This window comes from Brevundimonas sp. 374 (assembly GCF_900102995.1).
GTDB classification, from domain to species: Bacteria; Pseudomonadota; Alphaproteobacteria; order Caulobacterales; family Caulobacteraceae; genus Brevundimonas; species Brevundimonas vesicularis_C.
In genome coordinates this window covers 140,693-159,425 of the sequence record NZ_FNKT01000002.1, presented here as the reverse complement: position 1 = coordinate 159,425, position 18,733 = coordinate 140,693, and the positions used below count along the sequence as shown (strand labels likewise).

Here is an 18,733-nt window from a genome sequence, read left to right as displayed (position 1 = left end):
CTCAATGCGCACCAACTTGCGATTGCCGTCAAGCGGCAGCGTAGATGCTCTGGAAAAGGGTCGCGCCGTCGGCGGAGCCGAGTTCGGCTTCAAAGGCGCGGTCCGGGTGGGGCATCATGCCCAGGACATTGCCGCGCGCGTTCTGGATGCCGGCGATGTCGTTGACCGAGCCGTTGGGGTTGTCGACGTAGCGGAAGACCACCTGCCCCTCGCCCTCGATCCGGGCCAGGGTTTCGGCGTCGGCGAAGAAGTTTCCGTCGCCGTTGCCTTGGGTCATCGTCACTTCGCGCTGGCCCTGATAGCCGGCGGTGAAGCGCGTCTGGCCGTTGGCGACGGTCAATGCGATGGGTTTGCAGACGTATTTCAGACCCTTGTTGCGCAGCAGAGCCCCGGGCAGCATTCCGGCCTCGCACAGGATCTGGAAGCCATTGCAGATGCCGACCACGGCGACGCCGTCGTCCGCGGCCTTCTTGACCGCCTGCATCACCGGCGACTGGGCCGCCATGGCGCCGCAGCGCAGATAGTCGCCGTAGGAGAAGCCGCCAGGAATGACGATCAGGTCCAGGCCCTGCGGCAGTTCGGTCTCGGCGTGCCACACCATCGAGACCGGCTCGCCGGTGGAGCGTTCGACGGCGACCTTGCAGTCGCGATCACAGTTGGAACCGGGGAAGACGATGACGGCTGCGCTCATGGCGCGGGCCTTTAGCAGGGTTCTTTCGCCTTGTCAGGCCGTCGCGCGCGCCCGATCGGTCAGCCAGGCGATGAGGAAGATGACGAAGCCGCCCAGCGACAGGGCCATGCCGACCCAGCCGGTCGAGGCCCAGCCATAGCCGGCCGCGATCGCCATCCCGCCCAGCAGCGGGCCGATTGCGTTGGCCGTGTTGAATGCCGAATGATTGAGCGCCGCCGCCAGGGTCTGGGCGTCGCCGGCGACGTCCATCAGCCGCGTCTGGAGGATCGAACCCAGGCCGCCTCCGCCGCCGATCAGGAAGACCACGACCATCACGGCCCACAGGTGAGGCGCCGCCAGCGGATACAGGGCCAACGCCGCCGCGCTCCATAGCAACAGGCCGCCGGCCGCCTTGAACCCCAGGTGATCCGCCGCCCAGGCGCCGAGGATATTGCCCAGGAACATGCCGACGCCGAACACGGCGAAGACCCAGGGCAGAACAGCGGGGCTGGCGCCCGTCACCGCCTCAAGCGTCGAGGCCAGATAGGCGTAGACCGCGAACATGCCGCCAAAGCCGATGGCGCCGACGCCCAGCGTCAGCCAGACCTGGCTGCGCTTTAAGGCGCCCAGCTCGCGCCACGGGCTGGCGTCGGGATGGGCCGGATCGCGCGGCGCGAACAGGGCGACCAGGGCCATGGTCAGAACCGCCAGCACGCCGACGATGGCGAAGGTCCAGCGCCAGCCGTGGGCATGGCTGATGATGTTGACGACGGGCACGCCCAGAACGGTCCCGACCGTCAGTCCCATCAAAATGGTCGACACCGCGCGGGTGCGGAAATGCAGCGGCACGATCGAGGCCGCGACCAGGGCCGCCACGCCGAAATAGGCCCCGTGCGGCAGGCCGCTGAGGAAGCGGAAGACCAGCATCCAGTGATAGGTCGGGGCCAGGGCGCTGGCCATATTGCCGATGGCGAACAGGGCCATGAAGGCGATCAGCAGCAGCCAGCGGGGGTAGCGCGCGCCTAGCACGGCCAGGATCGGCGCGCCGACCACGACGCCGGCGGCATAGGCGCTGATGACATGGCCGGCGGTCGGCGCATCGACGCCAAGCCCGGCGGCGAAGTCCGGCAGGATGCTCATGGCCGCGAACTCGGTCACGCCGATGGCGAACCCGCCCATGGCCAGGGCGATAAGCACGAGGGCGACCGCCCCGCGCGAGCGGACGGGAAGGGGAGTGTCGAAGGCGGCGTCGGTCATGTTGCGCTGCACACTAATCAGCGTTCATGACGCCACAAGGGCGACGCCGCCCCGCAACGATCACGCTTTGTTTTCGTAGGTCGCCGTGATCGACGCCTTGGCCAGGGTGTGGAAATGCAGGTTGAAGCCGAACACGGCGCCGGAGTTGTCGGCCGTGACGTCCAGGCTTTCGACATCCACCGCAAAGACGGTGAAGATGTAACGGTGCGGGCCATGGCCGGGGGGCGGGGCGGCGCCGCCGAAACCGGGCTGACCATAGTCGGTGCGGCCCTGGATGGCGCTGTGGGGCAGATGCCCGCCCGGCGAACCGGCGCCGGACGGCAACTCGGTCACATCCGCCGGAATATTGGCCACCGTCCAGTGCCAGAAGCCCGAGCCGGTCGGCGCATCGGGATCAAAGCAGGTGATCGCATAGCTCTTGGTCCCCTCCGGCGCGCCGGACCATGACAGTTGGGGCGATTGGTTGCCCTTGGCGTGCACCTGGGCGTCCGGCAGCACGCCGCCGTCTTGGATGTCGGTGGAGGTGAGGGTGAAGGTCATGGGCGCTCCGTCAATCAAGCCGTCTGCTAAACTGGCGTCGATGCCGAAGGATGCAACCGTCTCCTTCCCGCGACATGGGAAATGAGACAGCAGAGTTTACGCCGCCTCGATGCGGTAGCTTTCAATCACCGTATTGGCGAGCAGCTGCTCGCACATTTTCTTGGCTTCGCCTTGCGGGTCTTCGGCGCCGGCGAGGTCGAACTCGATCAGCTTGCCGACGCGGGCGTTAGAGACGCCCGACCAACCCAGACCCTGCAATGCGCCTTCGACGGCCTTGCCCTGAACGTCCAGAACGCCCGGCTTGAGGAAGACGTGAACCTTGACCTTGCTTGAAGCGGTTGGGGTCATCAGTGCAGTCCTCCCTGGATCACCGTCGGCATGCCCTTCATGATGCCAAGGCGACGCGCGACTTCGGTATAGCTTTCAATGACATTGCCCAGGTCGCGGCGGAAACGGTCCTTGTCCAGCTTCTCGCCGGTCGAGGCGTCCCACAGGCGGCAGCTGTCGGGGCTGATCTCGTCGGCCAGCAGGACGCGGCTGAAGTCGTTTTCCCACACCCGGCCGAACTCGATCTTGAAGTCGACCAGGGTGATGCCGACGGCGCTGAACATGCCGGAAAGATAGTCGTTCACCCGCACCGTCATCGCCAGCATGTCGTCCAGCTCCTGGGTCGAGGCCCAGTTGAAGGCGGTGATGTGCTCTTCGGTGACCATCGGGTCGTTGAGCTCATCCTTCTTGTAATAGAACTCGATGATCGAGCGGGGCAGGGGCGTGCCTTCCTCGATGCCCAGGCGCTGGCTCATCGAGCCGGCGACGATGTTGCGGCACACGACTTCCAGCGGAATGATCTCGACTTCGCGGATCAGCTGCTCGCGCAGGTTCAGACGCTTGATGAAATGGTTGGTCACGCCGATGCCGTTCAGGCGCGACATGATGAACTCGCTGATCTGGTTGTTCACCACGCCCTTGCCTTCAAGAACGGCCTTCTTCTGCGCGTTGAAGGCTGTGGCATCGTCCTTGAAGTACTGGATCAGGGTGCCGGGCTCGGGTCCTTCGTACAGGATCTTGGCCTTGCCTTCGTAGATCTTCTTGCGCTTGCTGTTCATGGTCCGGTCCCGGCTTACGGGCGCCCTCCAGAAACAAAAATCGCGCGGCCATATGTGGAGGGGGAAGACCCGGTCCTGGCGGCGCGTTTCGGAATCGTTCGGGCAGTCAATCTCGTTCGGGGTCTCCTTAGCCGAAGGCGGCCCTCGATACAAATGAGGATGGCCGGCGCTGCAATCATTGGGGACAGGACGTCCATGCGACGGAAGTCAGGTTGCGTTCGCGGGCGGGCGGTCTATAGACGGCGCTTGCCCCGACGTTAGCGGGGTGGACGGAGCTTTGCTGAGCGAAATGACGACCTTCGACGATCGGGAAAAGGCCTTCGAAGCCAAATACGCCCTCGATCAGGAGCAGGAGTTCAAGGCCATCGCCCGGCGCAACCGGATGCTGGGCCTTTGGGCTGCGGAAAAGATGGGCCTGTCGAGCGAAAGCGCGGACCAGTACGCCGCCGCCGTGGTGCGCGCCGATTTCGAGCAGCCGGGAGACGAGGACGTGTTCCGCAAGGTCGCCGGCGACTTCAAGGCCTCGGGCCTGTCGGTGTCGGAGGGCGAGATTCGCTCCAAGATCGACGAGCTGGCCTCAATAGCCCGCGAGCAGATCCGCGCCGGCGAGTAATCGCTTCGGTCTTCGGACTGATCTGAGAATTCGAAAGGGCCGCACCCGGGGGAAAGTGCGGCCCTTTCTTCTTGCCGGGGACGTTGGGGGGATGTCTCACCCGGCGTACTGTGCGTCTCGCGCCCCTGAAGAACACCAGGGCCGAGATTTGGTTTCAGGCGTCGCCGCCCGAAACCAAATATTTTTTACGGCATCAGAACCGTGTCGACGACGTGGACGACGCCGTTCGATTGGCCCACGTCGGCCTGCGTGATCGTGGACTTGCCGCCCTTGGCGTCGGTGATGACCCAGGTGTTGTTCGGGCCGGCCGAAACCTTCAGTTCTTCACCCTGAACCGTCTTCAGCGTGGCGGTGCCGCCGTTGGCCTCGGCCTGGGCTGCGATATCGGCGGCCGTCAGACGACCGGCGACCACATGGTAGGTCAAGATCTTGGTCAGATCAGCCTTCATCGCCGGCTGCATCAGGCTGGTGCGCGTCGCCTCGGGGATCTTCTCGAATGCGGCGTTGTCAGGGGCGAAGACCGTGAACGGGCCCGCGCCCTGAAGGGTGTCGACCAAGCCGGCGGCCTTCACGGCGGCGACCAGGGTGGTCAGGTTGGAGGCTTTGGAGGCGTTGGCGACGATCGTCTCGTTCGGGCTCATGGCAGCGCCGCCCACCATCGGGTCGGTCGCGGGGGCCATGGCGGCACCGTCGGCCGGCGCCATGGCGGTCGATTCCGCCGGCGTCGTGGCGGCCGGCTCGTTGTTGCCGCAGGCGCCGAGCGCCATCAGCGCGCCGCCGGAGACGGCGACGAGCATAAGATTGCGAAGTTTGGTCATGTGTTTCGTTCCCTTTGGGCCGCTCTCAAGGCGGTAACGGGAACGTTACGCGCGACACCGCACAATGGATGCATGCCGCGCGACAAGACATCGCAGCTTCACCATTAAGTTTTTGCGCGCATTTCTATGCTGCTTCGCAGCAAGAGAACTATCGTTCGATCAGATCAGTTAACGAATTCCAGATGTTCGCCTTGCCTGCCAGTGGAATCGCATGAGCCGGGCTGGATGAAGGCAGGTCGATAAGGCCAACCCCTGCGACGTCGCCGATAATGCGCCGTCCCAACTTGGCCGCCAGCTTGCCGTTGAAGGCGACCGCTCTCAGCCGCGGCAAGCCGCCGATCAGGCCGCGCAGATCAGCCGCCTCCGGCGAGCGGATCGCGGCATCCAGACTGCCCGACCTTTCCGCCGACGCAATCACATCCCACAGGCCCACGCCGCGCGCCTTCAATCGATCCAGCCGCTGCTCATAGGGTTGTGCCGCCAGGTCTTCACCCAGCACCCCGCTAATCAGCGGCCAGAAGGCGTTGCGCGGATGGGCGTAGTACTGGGCCGCCTTCAACGAGGCGTCGCCAGGCAAACTGCCCAGGATCAACAACCGGGTTTCCGAATCGACGACGGGTGCGAACCCCAGCCGTCGATCACCCGTATGGTCCGTCACTTGACCGGCGGGTCGTCGCGCAGCCAGCCGGTGATCGAGCGGCGCTTGCCGCCGGCGTAGGCGGCGACTGGTGCGACAGAATGCTGGCGGGGCGTCTTGAACACCGTCCAGACATTGAAACCCGGCTTGAAGCCGCGCTCGACATCGCCGTTGGCGTCGTGAAACAGTAGTTGGCCGCCCCAATCCGCCCGCCAATCGCGCGACAGACCCAGCGTATAGGCCGCCCGCCGCTCGCCGACGCCTGTGTCGTCGTGCTGGGTCAGGAAGTCGCCGGGCCGGAACCAGGTGGCTTGCGCGTCGATCTTGGTCACGCTCGCTTCGCCGGTCACGGCCTTGGCGAATGTGGTGAAGGGCGTGTCGTTGAAAAACTGCACCAGGGCGTGCGTGGCATGGCCCTCGTCCTTGCCGGACAGCAAGGTCGTGATGATCGGATAGGCCAGATAAATGAAGGAAAAGCCGTCGCGACCCTCCGCCAGCGCGCGCTGTATCTGGGCCCCGATCGCATCGCGGCCCATGACCTGCATGTCTTGCGGCGACAGCAGCTTGCCGCCCTCCGGCGTCTTCAAGGACAGATGCCAAGACGTGTCGTGTTCGAGCGCAAGCTCCAGCCATTCGGCGCTCGCCTCATCCAGCAGATCGGGTACCTGCACCATGCCGTCGCGCGCATAGGCCGCCGCATAGTCGCGGGGATTGAGCCGGGGATTGAGCCGGATTGTCTTGTTCAACGCGCATTGACCGTGATTGTCACGACCATCGTCCTGCCGATTGAAGATGCGGATGGGGCAGATTGTGTTTGGGCGATACAGCGCAGGGTTTCTAGATCGCGCACGCTCATATGACGGTCGTCAGTTAAGTCGCAGCCGCCCAACTGCCTGCCCGCACTCACCACGCATCGCATGTCTGTCTTGATCGAGCGCGAACCCTTGTGACGCCGCAGGCAGACTTCAGCGCGAGCGTCATCAGACAGCAGAGCGGTAGGTGCATACACCGACCAGCCGATGTAGCTGATCTCAGGCGTGTTGGCCTGAATGAACAGAGCGAGCAGCGCGGCGATCATGCCTCATTGAACACCCGCTTGAACACCACGTCCACGTTCTTGGTGTGGTAGCCGAGGTCGAATAGGGCCTCGAGCTGGTCGGCGGGCAGGGTGACGCGGTCGTCGGCCTTCAGGAAATCCAGGAAGGCGCCTTCGCCGCGCCAGACCCTCATGGCGTTCTCCTGAACGGCGGCATAGGCGTCTTCGCGCGAAACGCCGGCCTGGGTCAGGGCCAGCATCACCCGCTGCGAGTGCACCAGGCCGCCCAGGCGGTCGATGTTCTTCTGCATGTTCTCGGGATAGACGTTCAGCCGCTCGACCACATTGGCCAGACGGTGCAGGGCGAAGTCCAGGTGGATGGTGGCGTCCGGGCCGATGCCGCGCTCGACCGAGGAGTGGCTGATGTCCCGCTCATGCCACAGGGCGACGTTCTCCATCGCGGGCGTCACGGCCGAACGGACCAGACGGGCCAGACCGGTCAGGTTCTCGGTCAGGATCGGGTTGCGCTTGTGCGGCATGGCCGACGAGCCCTTTTGACCCTTGTCGAAGAACTCCTCGGCTTCGAGGACTTCGGTGCGTTGCAGGTGGCGGATCTCGACGGCGAGACGTTCGACCGAACTGGCGACGACGCCCAGGGCGGCGAAGAACGCGGCGTGGCGGTCGCGCGGGATGACCTGGGTCGAGACCGGCTCGACCGTCAGGCCCATCTGGTCGGCGACATACTGTTCGACCGCCGGATCGACGTTGGCGAAGGTGCCGACGGCGCCCGAAATGGCGCAGGTGGCGATCTCTTCCTTGGCGGTGATCAGGCGGCGTTTGGCGCGCTGGAACTCGGCGTGATAGCCGGCCAGCTTCAGGCCGAAGGTGACGGGCTCGGCGTGGATGCCGTGCGAACGGCCCACGGTCGGGGTGTATTTATGCTCCTTGGCGCGTGTCTCCAGCGCGGCCAGAACCCTGTCGACGCCCTCGATCAGCAGGTCCGAAGAGCGCGCCAGCTGAACCGCGAAACAGGTGTCCAGCACGTCCGAAGAGGTCATGCCCTGGTGCAGAAAGCGCGCTTCCTCGCCGACGATCTCGGCGACGTGCGTCAGGAAGGCGATCACGTCGTGTTTGGTGGTGCGTTCGATCTCGTCGATGCGATCGGCGTCGAAGGTCGCATCCTTGCCCTTGGCCCAGATGGCGTCGGCCGATTCCTTGGGGATCACGCCCAACTCGGCCATCTTCGTGGCGGCGTGGGCCTCGATCTCGAACCAGATCTTGTACTTGGTTTCCTGGGACCAGATGGCGGCGGCGACGGGGCGGGAGTAGCGCGTGATCATGGGCGGGTCGTGTCGGTCGTGGGGGGCGTGGAGTCAAGGTTTGCGGGACGGCGCGGTTGACTTTGCCGGCGGTTGTCCCAGATTCAGCGCGCTTTCAGGAGGACGACCTCCCCCACATGGGACCAACGCCGGGACGACCCGACGCCATGCAGGGAGAATGTCATGGCCTGGATATTCCTTGTTTTCGCCGGCCTGCTCGAAGTCGTCTGGGCGTTTATGATGAAGGCGTCCGCCGGCTTCACGCGACCGTGGCCGACCGTGGGCATGATCGTCTTCATGATCGGTTCGTTCGGTCTGCTGTCGCTGGCGATGAAGACCCTGCCGCTGGGCACGGCCTACGCCATCTGGACCGGCATTGGCGCGGTCGGCGCCGTTGTGGTGGGCGCGGTCTTTCTGGGCGAGCCGCTGACGCCGCTCAGGATCGCGGGCGTCGCACTGGTCGCATCGGGCCTGGTTGTGCTGAAGCTGGCGGCGAGCCATTGATGGCGGCGACAGGAGACGCGTGATGGAACTGGTGATCGGCGACAAAGCCTATTCGACGTGGTCGCTGCGGCCGTGGCTGGTGCTGAAACATTGTGGCGCGGTCTTCGACGAAATCCTCGTGCCGCTGAACCAGCCCGACACCGATCAGCGCATCCGCGAGCATTCGCCGTCCGGTCTCGTCCCGGTGTTGAAGGTCGAAGGCGAGGTGATCTGGGATTCGATGGCCATCGCCGTCTGGGCGGCCGAACGCTATCCGCAAGCCCGCCTCTGGCCGTCGGATGCCCATGCGCGCTGGCTGGCGCGTTCGGCGGCGTGCGAGATGCATGGCGGCTTCACCGCCCTGCGCACGGCCTGTTCCACCGGCCCGGATCACTGGATGGTCGGCCCAAGTCGCGCGCCCGCACCGGACGATCCCGGACTCGCCAAGGATCTGCGCCGCATCGTCGACCTGTGGCGGACCCTGCGTGAGCGGTTCGGCGCAGGCGGGCCGTATCTTTTCGGCGACTGGTCCGTGCCGGACGCCTTCTTCACGCCGGTCGCCGCCCGCATCCGCCATTTCCAGCTGGACCTCGCCGCGCACGGAGATGACGGCACGGCCCGGGCCTATGCTGAGACCCTGCTGGCCCATCCCCACTTTCTTGAATGGGAAGCCGACGCGCTGGGCTTAACGCGCGACAACCATCCCGGCTGACGCAGCATTAAGCGGACGCTGTTATCTCGATGGGGATGACGAGCCCGATCCTGCCCAGCCCTCCGACCCAAGCCGCTGCTCGCGGCCTCAATCCGGTCATTGCCTATGGGCTTGCGGCCCTGGTCGGGGCAGCGTTCTGGGCCAGCCTGCTGTTCGCGGTCTTCTAGGAGGTCAGCGCGCGCCGGCGATGGGCGTGGTCTCGGCGATCAGAACCGGCTCGGCCTGCGGAGGCGGGGCGACGTAATCCAGCGCCATCGGCACGGCGCGCGCGCCCGACGCGACGGCGTCCAGCGTCTTCAGCGGGCCGCCGAACAAGCGCTGATAGATCCAGTAGCTGGCCATGACCTTTTCGACGTAGTCGCGCGCCTGGGGCACGTCGATCGTCTCGATCAGCAGCAGGGGATCGGCGTCCGCGCCCAACTTCCTGACCGCCGCCAGCATCGGCCCAGGCCCGGCGTTGTAGGAGGCCACGGCCCGCAGCAGATCGCCCTGGAAGGCCGGCAGGGCCAGCATCTTGTTGATGTAGGCCTGGCCCAGACGCATGTTGACCGCCGGAACCAGCAGCTTGGTCGGGTCCGAGACGAAGGTGCGATCGCCGGTCATCTCGGCCGCCGTCGTCGGCATGACCTGCATCAGCCCATAGGCGCCGACGCTGGAACGGGCGTTCGGATTGAAGTCGGTCTCCTTGCGCGCCAGGGCATAGACCAGCGCCCGCTCGATGACGAAGCCGCCTTCGGGCGTCAGATCCGGCATCGGATAGCGCGTCGCGTCGATGCGCGTGGCGTCGCCGTTGTTGACCGGCAGAATGGCGCGCGCCAGGGCGGTCCACATCTTGGCCGCATCGCCGACGGCGGTGCGCAGGCCGGACCGCAGCTCGGTCTCGGCGTCGGCGTTGCGCCCGACTTCATAGAAGGCGACGGTGCGTTTGGCGCGGGCATCGGCTTGGACGAAGGCTTCCAGGGCGGTCGGTTCGACGGCGGCGCTCTGGGGCACATAGGCCGCGCGGCGCAGGCGTGGCTCGGCCTCGTAGGGGCGGGGGCCCATGTTCTCGATCGTCGGCTCTTCTCCGAGCTGACGCAGGGCGATCTGGCCATAGAAGGTGGCCGGCCACTGGGCCGACAGGCGCAGATAGTCGGTGACGCGATCCTGGCGACCGGACTGGGCGGCGGCGCGCGCGGTCCAGAAGGCGGCGCCGGCGCGGACCCAGGCGTCCTCGGTTGGATCGTTGGCGACGCGTTCGAAGGCGGCGAAGGATTCGTGGAACTGGCCCAGACGCCATTCCGCCAGGCCGACCGTCCACCAGTCGCCGATCTGTCGCCCCAGGACCGACGCCCCGGTCAGGTCGTCGTTGTTGTAGGCGACGCGCGCCGCCTTGGCCGGATCGGTGACGCCGCCGTCGCCGGACACGGCGCTGACCAGACTGTTCCAGGTGCGGCCCAGCACGCCGCCGGGACGCACCGGCTCGGGCGCGCCGTCGGGGCGACGACGCAGCGCCAGCGTATAGACGCGGTCCGCGCACGGCAGATCCGAATAGGTCTCAAGCCAGGCCGTCAGCTCTTCGTAGGTGGCGACATGATCAGGATGGAACAGGCTTTCGAACTCGACCTGACCCAGCAGCACACGGTCCTGCGCCTGACGGGCCGCCGTGCGGGCCGTCTCGATGTCGCCGCGTCGCAGGGCGTCAAAGGCGGTGGTGTAGGAGATTCTGTCGGCCGAACTCAGCGCGATGGGACGTCCGGAACCGGCTCCGGCCTCGGCGGTTGACCCGTAGGGCGTCTCGGCGGTTGCGGCCGTCGTGGCGGCGCAGAACGCAAGGACAAGCGTCGACGCGAGGATCGCGCGGCGGAACAGAAACATAAGCGGCGGCCCCCTCGTTGGCGACGCGCGTAAGATACAGGCGCGTGTATGGCGATCGGTCGTCAGCATGCGAACATGCCGCGATTAGCTTTGTTCTTCAACCGAGTCCGTTTCAAGGCGAACGGCCAGCGAAAGCAGGTCGCTCCACACCTGCCGCTTGGCTTGCGGCTGACGCAGCAAAAAGGCGGGATGCAGGGTCGGCATGACGGGCGCCGACACCGCCCCTTCCAGCAGGCGCCATTCCTTCCAGACGCCGCGCAGCTTCATGATGCCTTCCTCGGCGCCGAGCACCGACTTGGCCGAGGCTGCGCCCAGCAGCAGCACGGCCCTGGGCTTCAGCAGGGCGAAGGCGCGCTCGACGAAGGGCGCGCATACCGCCTGTTCCTGCGGGCTGGGAGTGCGGTTGCCGGGCGGACGCCAGAAGACGGTGTTGGTGATGAAGACCTTGTCGGTCAGGCCTGCCGCCGCCAGCATCCGGTCCAGCAACTGCCCGGCCTTGCCGACGAAGGGCTGGCCCGCCCGATCCTCATCCCCGCCTGGACCTTCGCCGACGATCAGAACGGAGGCGTTGGGGTTGCCGCGTCCGAACACCGATTGCGTCGCGCCCATGCCGCGCAGCGGACAGCCCTCGAACGCCGCGACCGCCGCCGCCAGATCCTGAAGCGTCGCGGCGCCAGCGGCCAGCCGCCGCGCCTCGGCGAGGGCGTCATCGGCGTTGACGCCGGCCAGGGGCATGACGACCGAGGCCGTCGCCCTCTGCACCGCCTTGACGGCCGGCGGCGGGGCGACGTGGGTGTGATCGACGGGTGCATCGCCATAGCAGGCGTCGACCCCCGCATCCCGCCAGAAGGCGAGCAGGCTTTCGACTGCAGCGATGTCATGGGGTTGCGCGTTCATGTCTCGAACCACCGATAAGCCTTGACCGCCCTCGCGTCACCTTCCGATAAGCGGCATAACCACACAGATAACCGGGATTCAGGGGAAACCATGGCCGAAGACGCCATCGAAGGCGGCGCGGAAAACGCCCGTCAGGACGCCATCATCGACAATCTGCCGCCGCTGGAGGCGCTAAACGGCGTCGAGCGCGAGATCATGGAATATGATGTCGTGATCGTCGGCGGCGGTCCGGCCGGCCTGTCGGCGGCCATCCGCCTGAAGCAGCGCGCGGAAAAAGATGGCAAGGAGATCACCGTCGCCGTTCTGGAAAAGGCGGCCGAGGTCGGCGGTCATATCCTGTCGGGCGCGGTCATCGATCCCAAGGCGCTGAACGAACTGTTCCCCGACTGGAAGGAACGCGGCGCGCCGCTGGAGACGCCGGTCACCAAGGACAAGTTCCTGCTGCTGGGCCCGCAGGGGTCGGCGTCGCTGCCCATGCCGCTGATGCCGCCCTTCATGCACAATCACGGTTGCTACATCGCTTCGCTGGGCAACGTCACGCGCTGGCTGGGCGAGCAGGCCGAGGCCCTAGGCGTCGAGGTCTATCCCGGCATGGCCGCCAGCCACGTCGTCTGGGAAGAAGAGACGGGTCAGGTGAAGGGCGTCGTCGCCGGCGTCTTCGGCATCGACCGCGAGGGCAAGCCGACCGGCGACTTCCAGCCCGGCATCGAACTGCACGGCAAATATGTCTTCATCGCCGAGGGCGTGCGCGGCTCCCTGGCCAAGACCATCATCGCCAAGCACAAGCTTCAGGACGGCAAGTCGCCCCAGAAATACGGCATCGGCCTGAAAGAATTGTGGCAGGTGCCGGCCGACAAGCATCAGCCCGGCCTGGCCCAGCACACGACCGGCTGGCCGCTGGACGAACACACCGGCGGCGGCAGCTTCCTGTATCACTTCGGCGATCGCTACGTGGCCGTCGGCTATGTGGTTCACCTGAACTACAAGAACCCGTTCCTGTCGCCGTTCGACGAGTTCCAGCGCTTCAAGCACCACCCCGAGATCGCCCAGCACCTGGAGGGCGGAACACGCATCTCCTACGGCGCGCGCGCCATCACCGAGGGCGGCCTGCAGTCGATCCCGAAGCTGAGCTTCCCCGGCGGCGTGCTGATCGGTTGTTCGGCCGGCTTCGTGAACGTGCCCCGCATCAAGGGCAGCCACAACGCCATGAAGACCGGCATGCTGGCCGCCGACGCAGCGTATGAGGCGGTTCAGGCCGGGCGCGCGGGCGACGAACTGGTCGAATACCAGACCGCCTTCGAAAAGAGCTGGGTCTATAAGGAGCTGTCGGTCGTCCGTAACGCCAAACCCCTGCTGTCCAAGTTCGGCACGACGCTGGGCGGGGCGCTGGGCATGTTCGACATGTGGTGCCGCACCCTCTTGGGCGGCCTGTCGCCGATCCCGACGCTGAAGCACGAAAAGACCGACGCCGCCTCGACCGGCCTGGCCGCCGACCACAAGGCGATCGCCTATCCGAAGCCGGACGGCAAGCTGTCGTTCGACAAGCTGTCGTCGGTGTTCATCTCCAACACCAACCACGCCGAGGACCAGCCGGCCCACCTGAAGCTGCTGGATCCGTCGATCCCGATCCGGGTCAACCTGCCCAAATACGGCGAGCCGGCGCGGCTTTACTGCCCGGCCGGCGTGTACGAGGTGGTCTATGGCGACGAGGCGGCCAAGGCCGATCCGCGATTCGTCATCAACGCCCAGAACTGCGTCCACTGCAAAACCTGCGACATCAAGGATCCGTCGCAGAACATCGTCTGGACCACGCCCGAGGGCGGCGGCGGTCCCAACTATCCGAACATGTGACGGAACGGGGCAGGGGCGGCGTTCCGCCCTTGCCCGCCGCTGCAAAAGCGTGAAGGGTCCGGGCATGATCGCCTCCCGTTCTCGCCTGTTCGCCGCCTCCCTGACCGTCCTCGCCGTGGCGCTTGCCGGCCATGCCTCGGCTCAGGAAACGACCCCGCCCGCCCCGACGCCGGACACCCATCCGCCGGCCGTCATCCTGGAGCCGGGCCAGACGGCGCCGGGCCAGGCCACACCAAGTCAGGCGCCGACCGAGGCCGCGCCCGATCCTCACATCATCATCACCGACACGCCGGCCACGCCGGCGATCCCGGCCATCTGGGCGCCGATTCCGACAAACGCCGAGGGCCGCAGCGCCTATGGCCTGTATCTGGCGGGCAAGCTGGCCCTGATGCAGGGCGAGGGGGCGACCGGCTCGGACTATCTGGCCCAGGCGGAACGACTGACGCCGGAACAGCCGCGCGTGCGCGAACAGGCCTTCACCTCCGCCCTGCTGACCGGCGATCTGGATGTGGCGGCCGCCCTGGCCCCGACCGATGCGACGGCGTCTCCCGCGTTTGTCGAGGGCGGACGGCTGGTGCGTCTGGTGCAGGACTTCGTGCGCGGCGACGCCAGGGCGCCGAACGCCGAACTGGCCCGTCAGCCCATCGGCGCCCCGCACGCGCGCGCCGGTCTGCTGGTCGCGCCGTGGATCGCGGCGGCGGCGGACGACTGGACCCGGGCGCTTCAGCCGGTGCCGACCGCCGGCGATTCCCTGACCCTGGCCTTCGCCCGGATCAATCGCGCCGCCCTGTTGGAGAAGCGCCGCGACTATGCTGAGGCCGAGGTCGAGCTGAAGACCGCGTCCGAAGTCGCCGGCGTCGGCGCCCTGTTCAAACGCCCCTATGGCGAGTTTCTGGAACGGCGCGGACGCCGCGACGACGCTGTCGCCCTGTATGAAGCCGCCATGGCGGTCCAGCCCGTGGATCCGGGCGTGGCCCGCGCGCTGCAACGGCTAAAGGACGGCGCCCGCCCGCCCGCCTTGCCCGACTTCCGCGAAGGCGCCGCGCAGGGCCTAATCACCGCCGCCGCCCAGGCTTCGGCCGAGCGCGGCAACGAGTTCGCCGCCGTCTATCTGCGCCTCGCCCAGAACCTGCACGACGATGACGAAACGGAATATCAGCTGGCCCAGGTGCTCTCCCGCGCCGGTCTGAAATCCGCCGCCCGCAACGCCCTGTCGCGAGTCGGGACCGCCGATCCGCAGCTCTATGCCGCCGCCCGCGCTCAGCTGGCTGTGGCGCTGGAAGAGGACGGCCAGTCGCAGGACGCGCTCACCGAGCTGCGCCGCGCCGCCGCCGCCAGCCCCGATGATCGGCAGATCGCCTTGGTCCTGGCGGGTCAGCTGATGCAGCTGAAACAGCATGACGAGGCGCTTGCGTTGCTGGACGGGCCGCTTCTGAACACTGCCGATCAGGGCGCCAGCGTTCACTTCCTGCGCGGCGCCGCCTATGAGGCGCTGGGTCGTGTTCCCGAGGCCGAGGCCGAACTGTGGGCCGCGCTTCAGACCGCGCCGAACGACGCCGACATGCTGAACTACCTCGGCTATCTCTGGGTCGATAAGGGGCTGCGGGTTCAGGAAGGCGCCGAGATGATCGCTCGCGCCCACGCGCTGGAGCCCGACAACGGCAACATCCAGGATTCGCTGGGCTGGGCGCAGTTCAAACAGGGCCAGTACGAAACCGCCGTCAACACGCTGGAAGAGGCTGTCGACAAGGAACCGTCCAACGCCGAGATCAATGATCACCTCGGTGACGCCTACTGGAAGGTCGGCCGTCAACGCGAAGCCGTCTGGCTGTGGAACCGCGTCTTGGTTTTGGAGCCCGAACCCGAACGTCGGGCCGAGGTCGAACGCAAGATCGCCAATGGGCTGGACAGCGCGCCGAGCGCTAAGGGCGTCGCGCAATAGGTCATGCCTGCCCTGACCGCCCTGGCGCCGGCCAAGATCAATCTGTTCCTACACGTCGGCGCGGTGGATGCTGACGGCTATCATCCGCTGTCCAGCCTGGTCGCCTTCGCCGATGTCGGGGATCGCGTGTCGGTCGAGCCGGCGGATCGCCTGTCGCTGATTGTCGACGGGCCTTTCGGCGGCGGGCTGGGCCCGACGGACGACAATCTGATCCTGCGCGCGCTGCGCCGACTGGGCGAGGCCTGCGGCATCGGAGCGCCGAAACTGAAGGTCACGCTGGACAAGCGCCTGCCCATCGCGGCGGGGCTGGGCGGCGGATCGTCCGATGCGGGCGCGGTGCTGAAGCTGGCGCGCGACGTCCTGGCGCTCAATCTCGACGACCACGCGCTTGAGACGGTCGCGGGCGTCGTCGGCGCGGACGGACCGATGTGTCTGCGGATGCGCACGGCCTGGGTCGAGGGGAGGGGAGATGTGCTGACTGACGAACCCCGCCTGCCGCCGCTGCCGGCCGTGCTGTTCAACCCCGGCGTCCCCTCACCGACCGGCGCTGTCTACCGGGCCTACGACGCAGGGCCGGTGCGAGCGGCCGACAGACCCGCACCGCCCGAGGACTGGTCCATCGGCGCCGTGATCGACTGGCTGTCGGCGCAGCGCAACGATCTGGAAGCGCCCGCGCTGGCCCTGACGCCGGCGATCGACGCGGCCCTGTCGGCGGTGGCGGCGACCGACCAGATCGCGCTGACGCGAATGTCCGGTTCAGGCGCGACGGTGTTTGGCTTGTATCCGAGCAACGACGCGGCCCAATCTGCTGCGCGCGCATTGGCCGCCGCACATCCCAGGGCCTGGGTCAAAGCAACGCAACTGTCCGTACAGCAACGCTAAAGCTTTGTGGCCGAATACCGGCGGTCAGGCTGCGAAACCGGCGATTTCGCCCAGGTCTCGCCCAGATCATCACAAACGTTACGCATTGTTTCGCAATCTCGGAACCAGATCACGGCGTTCTGATTTGAGTCGGCAGTTCCGATGTCTGGAACGGGTCGCCTTCTCCCTCGTGGCGATCCTCAAACAGGAAAAAGGAAATCGCCATGCTTCGTGCAAAATTGCTTGCCGCCACGGCCGTCGTCAGCCTGATGGCTGCCCCTGCTTTCGCCCAGGACATGACCGCCCCGGCGACCACGACGACGCCCGCCCCGGCGACCATGCCGCAAACCGATCCGGCCATGCCAGCCACGCCGCAGACGCCGGCTCCGACGGCTGAGGCCGCCGCGACCACGACCACGACTGCGGAGGCGACCACGCCTGTCGCCGGCGAAACCGTTGTCGACAAGCTGAAGGCCAGCGGTCAGTTCACCACACTGCTGGCCGCGCTGGACGCCGCCCAGCTGACCGACACCCTGGCCAGCCGTCCGGCCATCTCGATCTTCGCCCCGACCGACGCCGCCTTCGCCGCCGTGCCCGAGGCCGAGCGTACCCGTCTGATGGACCCGGCAAACGCCGCCGAACTACGCCAGCTGCTGCTGTATCACGTCATCGTCGCCGACGTGACGCCCGACCAGATCATTGGCAAGAAGGGCGGCGTAGAGACGGCCGCCGAGAGCCAGGTTTTGCTGGACGGCACCGGTTCGGCCATCAAGGCTGACGGCGCGACCGTGGTCAGCGCCGAGTTGGACGCCTCGAACGGCGCCATCTTCCCGATCGACAAGGTCCTGAACCCGGCGAATTCCATGGCCGCCATGGGCGATGAAGAGGCCGCCGCGCCCGCCGAAGCCGCCGCTCCGGCCGCTGAGGCGACGCCGGATGCTGAAGCGACGCCGGCCCCGACCGCGCCGAACGGCCAGCCCGCCGCGATGACGACCACCACGTCCTCGTCGCCGGTCGTCAATCCGACTGACGGTCAGGTCGACACCCCGGCCACGCCGCCGGTTGATGCGGCTGATCCCGCCGCCGACGGCGCAGCCGAAGCCAAGCCGACCCCGAACTGATCAGGGTCATCCACGCGCTCGCTCGGTAGCGTGTTGAAGCGGAAGGCGGCGGGCCCTATGGTCCGCCGTCTTTTTTGCAGCCCCTCCCCAAGAGCCCGATTTGACCACCTCGACCGAGCCGCTCGCGTTTCAGGACCTGATCCTGACGCTCCACCGCTATTGGGGCGAGCAGGGCTGCGCCATTCTGCAACCCTATGACATCGAGGTCGGGGCCGGCACGCTGCATCCCGCCACCGTCCTGCGCGCGCTCGGCTCCAAGCCGTGGAAGGCCGCCTATGTCCAGCCCAGCCGCCGTCCCGGCGACGGCCGCTATGGCGAAAACCCCAATCGCCTCCAACACTATTACCAATACCAGGTCATCCTGAAGCCGAACCCGGACAACCTTCAAGAGCTGTATCTGGGGTCGCTGGCGGCCATCGGCATCGATCCGAAACTGCACGACATTCGCTTCGTCGAGGACGACTGGGAAAACCCCACCGTCGGCGCCTGGGGTCTGGGCTGGGAGGTCTGGTGCGACGGGATGGAGGTGACGCAGTTCACCTATTTCCAGGGCGTCGGCGGCATCGAGGTCGATGTGGTGTCGGGCGAGCTGACCTACGGGCTGGAGCGTCTGGCCATGTATGTCCAGGGCGTGGACAACGTCTATGATCTGAAGTTCACCAAGGAGGGCCTGACCTATGGCGAGGTCTTCCTGGAGAACGAGCGCCAACAGTCGGAAGCCAACTTCCACGGCTATGACGTCGACGGTCTGAAGCGGCGGTTCGAGGACATGGTGGGCGAGGTTTCGCGCCTGCTGGACATGCGCGGGCCGCAGGATCAGCCGCTGGTCCTGCCCGCCTATGATCAGGTGCTGAAAGCCAGCCACCTGTTCAACCTGATGGACGCCCGCGGCGCCATCGCCGTCGCCGAACGCCAAAGCTACATCGGCCGCATCCGCGAACTCTGCAAAGCCTGCGCTCTCGCCTACGTCGAACAAGAGCGGAAAACGGCGTGAGCGTTGATCATTCTTCTGA

At 66.6% G+C, this 18,733-nt stretch carries 21 protein-coding genes; 9 read left to right on the top strand and 12 right to left on the bottom strand.

Features of this window, described 5'->3' with window-relative positions; genetic code table 11:
- Positions 1-28: 28 nt before the first annotated feature.
- The 5 genes from purQ to purC form a co-directional block, all read right to left on the bottom strand.
- Positions 29-691, bottom strand: coding sequence for a phosphoribosylformylglycinamidine synthase subunit PurQ (gene purQ / locus BLR19_RS08160; protein WP_017504766.1), 663 nt, complete (start codon positions 689-691; stop codon positions 29-31).
- Positions 692-724: 33 nt separating this feature from the next.
- The gene (locus BLR19_RS08155) at positions 725-1,927 is read right to left on the bottom strand and encodes an MFS transporter (protein ID WP_091749519.1); all 1,203 of its coding nucleotides are present in this window, start codon (positions 1,925-1,927) and stop codon (positions 725-727) included.
- A 60-nt stretch (positions 1,928-1,987) separates the two neighbouring features.
- Positions 1,988-2,467 (bottom strand): YbhB/YbcL family Raf kinase inhibitor-like protein, encoded by a 480-nt coding sequence (locus BLR19_RS08150; RefSeq protein ID WP_055752963.1) that lies wholly within the window; start codon positions 2,465-2,467, stop codon positions 1,988-1,990.
- Between the two features lie 96 nt (positions 2,468-2,563).
- Positions 2,564-2,815 (bottom strand): phosphoribosylformylglycinamidine synthase subunit PurS, encoded by a 252-nt coding sequence (gene purS, locus BLR19_RS08145; protein WP_091749516.1) that lies wholly within the window; start codon positions 2,813-2,815, stop codon positions 2,564-2,566.
- Complete coding sequence (gene purC, locus BLR19_RS08140) at positions 2,815-3,573, bottom strand: phosphoribosylaminoimidazolesuccinocarboxamide synthase (RefSeq protein ID WP_055752965.1); 759 nt, start codon at positions 3,571-3,573, stop codon at positions 2,815-2,817. The genes purS and purC overlap by 1 nt, the downstream gene beginning before the upstream one ends.
- A gap of 289 nt (positions 3,574-3,862) precedes the next feature.
- Between purC and BLR19_RS08135 the strand changes: the two genes are divergently transcribed.
- Positions 3,863-4,186: a DUF1476 domain-containing protein gene (locus BLR19_RS08135; RefSeq protein WP_039244540.1), complete on the top strand. Its 324-nt coding sequence runs from the start codon at positions 3,863-3,865 to the stop codon at positions 4,184-4,186.
- Positions 4,187-4,371: 185 nt separating this feature from the next.
- Here the strand turns inward: BLR19_RS08135 and BLR19_RS08130 are convergent, their stop codons facing one another.
- The 5 genes from BLR19_RS08130 to purB form a co-directional block, all read right to left on the bottom strand.
- On the bottom strand, positions 4,372-5,004 hold the full coding sequence (locus BLR19_RS08130) for a fasciclin domain-containing protein (RefSeq protein ID WP_055752966.1): 633 nt from the start codon (positions 5,002-5,004) through the stop codon (positions 4,372-4,374).
- A 148-nt stretch (positions 5,005-5,152) separates the two neighbouring features.
- Entirely contained in the window at positions 5,153-5,662 is a 510-nt protein-coding gene (locus tag BLR19_RS08125; RefSeq protein WP_176758307.1) for a DNA-deoxyinosine glycosylase, read from the bottom strand.
- The gene (locus BLR19_RS08120; protein WP_255366538.1) at positions 5,659-6,387 is read right to left on the bottom strand and encodes a 2OG-Fe(II) oxygenase; all 729 of its coding nucleotides are present in this window, start codon (positions 6,385-6,387) and stop codon (positions 5,659-5,661) included. Before BLR19_RS08120 ends, BLR19_RS08125 begins: the two co-directional genes overlap by 4 nt.
- Positions 6,384-6,719, bottom strand: coding sequence for a hypothetical protein (locus BLR19_RS08115; RefSeq protein ID WP_091749513.1), 336 nt, complete (start codon positions 6,717-6,719; stop codon positions 6,384-6,386). The genes BLR19_RS08120 and BLR19_RS08115 overlap by 4 nt, the downstream gene beginning before the upstream one ends.
- On the bottom strand, positions 6,716-8,017 hold the full coding sequence (purB, locus tag BLR19_RS08110) for an adenylosuccinate lyase (RefSeq protein WP_091749510.1): 1,302 nt from the start codon (positions 8,015-8,017) through the stop codon (positions 6,716-6,718). Before purB ends, BLR19_RS08115 begins: the two co-directional genes overlap by 4 nt.
- Positions 8,018-8,179: 162 nt before the next feature.
- Between purB and BLR19_RS08105 the strand changes: the two genes are divergently transcribed.
- Genes BLR19_RS08105 through BLR19_RS14980 form a run of 3 tightly spaced genes read left to right on the top strand, consistent with a single transcriptional unit; the run spans position 8,180 to position 9,358 of the window.
- On the top strand, positions 8,180-8,500 hold the full coding sequence (locus BLR19_RS08105; protein ID WP_091749507.1) for a DMT family transporter: 321 nt from the start codon (positions 8,180-8,182) through the stop codon (positions 8,498-8,500).
- A 22-nt stretch (positions 8,501-8,522) separates the two neighbouring features.
- Positions 8,523-9,191 carry a glutathione S-transferase family protein gene (locus BLR19_RS08100; RefSeq protein WP_091749504.1) on the top strand — a complete coding sequence of 223 codons (669 nt, stop codon included), beginning with the start codon at positions 8,523-8,525 and terminating at the stop codon, positions 9,189-9,191.
- A 35-nt stretch (positions 9,192-9,226) separates the two neighbouring features.
- On the top strand, positions 9,227-9,358 hold the full coding sequence (locus BLR19_RS14980) for a hypothetical protein (RefSeq protein ID WP_255366535.1): 132 nt from the start codon (positions 9,227-9,229) through the stop codon (positions 9,356-9,358).
- Between the two features lie 4 nt (positions 9,359-9,362).
- Here the strand turns inward: BLR19_RS14980 and BLR19_RS08095 are convergent, their stop codons facing one another.
- Both BLR19_RS08095 and BLR19_RS08090 read right to left on the bottom strand, forming a co-directional pair.
- Positions 9,363-11,048, bottom strand: a complete 1,686-nt coding sequence (locus BLR19_RS08095) for a lytic transglycosylase domain-containing protein (protein ID WP_091749501.1) — start codon at positions 11,046-11,048, stop codon at positions 9,363-9,365.
- 84 nt (positions 11,049-11,132) lie between these two features.
- Positions 11,133-11,945, bottom strand: coding sequence for a uracil-DNA glycosylase (locus tag BLR19_RS08090; protein ID WP_091749498.1), 813 nt, complete (start codon positions 11,943-11,945; stop codon positions 11,133-11,135).
- A gap of 195 nt (positions 11,946-12,140) precedes the next feature.
- On the opposite strand from BLR19_RS08090, the gene BLR19_RS08085 reads away from it, so the two are divergent.
- The 5 genes from BLR19_RS08085 to BLR19_RS08065 all read left to right on the top strand — a co-directional run bounded on the left by BLR19_RS08085 (position 12,141) and on the right by BLR19_RS08065 (position 18,714).
- A complete protein-coding gene (locus BLR19_RS08085; RefSeq protein ID WP_091750392.1) occupies positions 12,141-13,796 on the top strand; it encodes an electron transfer flavoprotein-ubiquinone oxidoreductase in 1,656 nt (551 codons plus the stop codon).
- 64 nt (positions 13,797-13,860) lie between these two features.
- Positions 13,861-15,738: a tetratricopeptide repeat protein gene (locus BLR19_RS08080; RefSeq protein ID WP_091750389.1), complete on the top strand. Its 1,878-nt coding sequence runs from the start codon at positions 13,861-13,863 to the stop codon at positions 15,736-15,738.
- 3 nt (positions 15,739-15,741) lie between these two features.
- On the top strand, positions 15,742-16,620 hold the full coding sequence (locus BLR19_RS08075) for a 4-(cytidine 5'-diphospho)-2-C-methyl-D-erythritol kinase (protein WP_091749495.1): 879 nt from the start codon (positions 15,742-15,744) through the stop codon (positions 16,618-16,620).
- Between the two features lie 203 nt (positions 16,621-16,823).
- On the top strand, positions 16,824-17,720 hold the full coding sequence (locus tag BLR19_RS08070; RefSeq protein ID WP_091749492.1) for a fasciclin domain-containing protein: 897 nt from the start codon (positions 16,824-16,826) through the stop codon (positions 17,718-17,720).
- A gap of 100 nt (positions 17,721-17,820) precedes the next feature.
- Entirely contained in the window at positions 17,821-18,714 is an 894-nt protein-coding gene (locus BLR19_RS08065; RefSeq protein ID WP_091749489.1) for a glycine--tRNA ligase subunit alpha, read from the top strand.
- Positions 18,715-18,733 lie beyond the last annotated feature (19 nt).